3 protein-coding genes are annotated in these 3,179 nt (G+C 66.0%); 1 reads left to right on the forward strand and 2 read right to left on the reverse strand.

Annotated elements, in window-relative coordinates; all coding sequences use genetic code 11:
- Window positions 1-316 precede the first annotated feature (316 nt).
- Window positions 317-1,582 carry an ergothioneine biosynthesis protein EgtB gene (egtB, locus tag VL752_RS00625; protein ID WP_325351790.1) on the forward strand — a complete coding sequence of 422 codons (1,266 nt, stop codon included), beginning with the start codon at window positions 317-319 and terminating at the stop codon, window positions 1,580-1,582.
- Window positions 1,583-1,585: 3 nt separating this feature from the next.
- Here egtB and pdxA read toward each other — a convergent pair whose 3' ends face one another.
- Window positions 1,586-2,605, reverse strand: coding sequence for a 4-hydroxythreonine-4-phosphate dehydrogenase PdxA (pdxA, locus tag VL752_RS00630; protein ID WP_325351791.1), 1,020 nt, complete (start codon window positions 2,603-2,605; stop codon window positions 1,586-1,588).
- Window positions 2,602-3,179, reverse strand: a 578-nt coding sequence (locus VL752_RS00635) for a nucleotide-binding domain containing protein (RefSeq protein ID WP_325351792.1), incomplete at its 5' end; no start/stop codon positions are given. The genes pdxA and VL752_RS00635, both read right to left, overlap by 4 nt.

Below are 3,179 nucleotides of genomic sequence, written 5' to 3' on the forward strand. Positions count from 1 at the left end.
TTTGTAGATTGCACGCATCATTTTCCTCCGTCACTCGCCAGCGGGTTGGCCCGCAGTCGGAAGCTGGCGCTCGGGGCGGAGGATCCCAAGAGAGCACACGGCCAAGTGTTCAATACTCTCGTGTTGCTGACAATAATGTTCCGAAATGAGCAAGTTTGCCTCAGCGACGGTTGCCGTGGCGCCGCCGTACGGCCTATGCCTGGAACCGCCTGCCACGAAGCGATGGCTGACCCCCGGGGCCGCCTGGCACCCCTTATCTCCAGCCGAGGACTGACTATTTAACGCCCCGTACCGCGCACCGCCGAAAGGACAAGGAATGCTCGATCACGCCGAGACCTCCTCGCAGAGGTCCTCCCATCCGCAGATCCTCGATTTCTATCGGCAGGTCCGCCGTGACACCGAAGATCTGGCCGCCCCCCTGTCCGCGGAAGATCAGACGATCCAGTCCATGCCGGACGCGAGCCCGACCAAGTGGCATCGCGCCCATATGACGTGGTTCTTCGAGACATTCCTGCTCGTGCCGCATCTGCCCGGCTACCGCGTTTTTGATCCGAGCTTCGGCTATGTCTTCAATTCCTACTACGTGGCCGTGGGCCCGCGCCATCCGCGGCCATCGCGCGGCATGCTCAGCCGGCCGGGGGTGGAGGCCATTACCGCCTATCGTGCCCATGTCGATGCCGCGATGGAGCGGCTTCTGGAGAGCTGCGACGCGGCCGTGGCGGAACTCGTCGTGCTCGGGCTGCATCACGAGCAGCAGCACCAGGAATTGCTGCTGACCGATATCAAGCACGCCTTTTCGCTGTCACCGCTTTTACCCGTCTACACACCCGACCCTTCGCCGCGCTTGGCTGGTGCCGCGCCTCCAATGGGCTGGTGGACTGTCGAGGGCGGCATCTATCGCGTCGGCTATGATCCGCAGCGTGACGGCGCTTTCTCCTTCGACCATGAGCGGCCGCTGCATGACGCACTGCTGCGGCCCGTGGCTATTTCTGACCGGCCCGTCAGCAATGGCGAATACCGGCAATTCATGGCGGATGGCGGCTACGAACGCCCGAACCTATGGCTGTCGGAAGGCTGGGCAACCGCGCAGTCCGGTGGCTGGTCGGCGCCGGGGTATTGGCGGGCGCATGCTGGGGATTGGCAGGTCTTCACACTGCATGGTTTACAGCCGGTGCGCGACGACGAACCGGTGACCCATATCAGCTATTTCGAAGCGGCGGCCTATGCGGAATGGGCCGGGCGGCGGTTGCCCACCGAATTCGAATGGGAGGTGGCGGCACGCTTGCACCGCGCGGCGAGCCCGGCTGCGAGGGGCGCGCGGACCCATCCAGGGCCTTTGGCAAAAGGTGTGCGGCAGGATGTCTGGGAATGGACGTCCAGCCCCTATGCGCCCTACCCCGGCTACCGGGCCGAGGAAGGCGCGCTCGGCGAATACAACGGCAAGTTCATGATCAATCAGATGATCCTGCGCGGCCGGTCCTGCGCGACGCCGCGCGGGCATGACCGTCTCAGCTACCGCAATTTCTTCCCACCATCCGCCCGCTGGCAGTTCACCGGCTTTCGGCTGGCCCAAGACAGGTAGACGTCAGACCGCCGCGCGCCGCGCCGGGGCCAGTTGCACGGCTTGGCGCAAGGCCTCCACCATGGACCCTTCGTCCACGCGCCCCGTGCCTGCGATATCGAAGGCGGTGCCGTGATCGACAGAGGTCCGCACGACCGGCAGGCCGATGGTGACATTGACGCCGGATTCGAGCCCGAGAACCTTGATCGGCCCATGGCCCTGGTCGTGATACATGGCAACTACGAGATCGTAGTCGCCACGACCCGCCAGGAAGAACAGCGTATCGGCCGGTAGCGGCCCGGAGACCTGCCAGCCGCGCGCCTGACAGGCGCGCACGGCGGGGGCGATTTTCTCTTCCTCCTCGCCATAGCCGAACAACCCGTTCTCTCCGGCATGGGGGTTGATACCGCAAACCCCGATGCGAGGATTGGCGATGCCCGCGGCCGCCAGGGTTTCATATCCGCGCGTGATGGTGCGCTCGACCAGCCCGGGTTCGATGCGGCGAATGGCGTCGATCAGCCCGATATGCGTCGTGACATGCACAACGCGCAGCTTGGGCGAGACCAGCAGCATGGACACCTCGGGCGTGCCGGTCAGGTCCGCGATCAGCTCGGTATGGCCGGGATAGATATGCCCGGCCATGTGCAGCGCCTCCTTGCTCAGCGGCGCGGTGCAGATGGCATCTGCTTCACGCGCCGAGACCAGCGCCGTTGCACGTTCCACATAGCGATAGGCGGCCTCGCCCGAGAGGGCGGAAAGCTTGCCGAAGGGATGGCCCGACGGGATCAGGCCGAGGTCAATGCAGTCGACCGTTCCCGCCTGATAGCTGCCCTCGGCCGCCGAGGCGCGCGGCTCAACGTTCAAAGACAATTGGCACATATTACCGGCCTCGCGCAGCCGCGCGGCATCGCCCACGACGAGCGGCCGGCACATCGCGTAAATCTCGGGACGCGCCAGCGCCTTCATGATGACCTCGGGTCCGACGCCCGAGGCATCCCCCATGGTGATCGCGACAATGGGGCGCGTATCCTGGGTTGAGGTCATCGGTCGTTCTCCTGTCGTCGCAAATCACGCAAATGGTTGAGGCAGCGCCGGAGCGTTTGGGCGTCTCCGAACCCCCCGGCCTTGGTCACGATCGGGCACTGCACGGCGCCTTCGGTCATTCCCCAGGGCATGCCGGGTTCGACCTCTCCCACCAGGCGAATGGCAGTCACCCCGAAGGCTTGCAGAAGGCACCGCGCGGTCTCTCCCCCGGTCGCGAAAAGCGCGCCGAAGGCGGCGGAAGCCGGCGCCAGAAACCGCGCCAGACCCGCGGCAATCACCGCTCCCTCGGAGAGGTCTGCCCTCTCCTCCTGCGCGATCGTCACCAGCACGTCCGATCCGCCCGCCAGGGTTTCCGCGATCTCCGCCGTCAGGTGAGAGGCGACGACCTGTCGCAGGAGGTTTGCAGGAATCGCGACATGTCGCACGCCGCGGCCCGCTGCCAGCACGGCGGCCGCCGCGCGGGAGGGTTCGGCGATGCTGCCGACGACGAAGAGCGTGCCGCCCGGTGGGCGACCCAGGGGCGGAACGGCCCTGCTCTCTCCCGGCATCGGTTGCGCGAGTGCCAAGGCCAGGC

The organism is Acidisoma sp., from assembly GCF_035492295.1.
GTDB lineage: Bacteria > Pseudomonadota > Alphaproteobacteria > Acetobacterales > Acetobacteraceae > Acidisoma.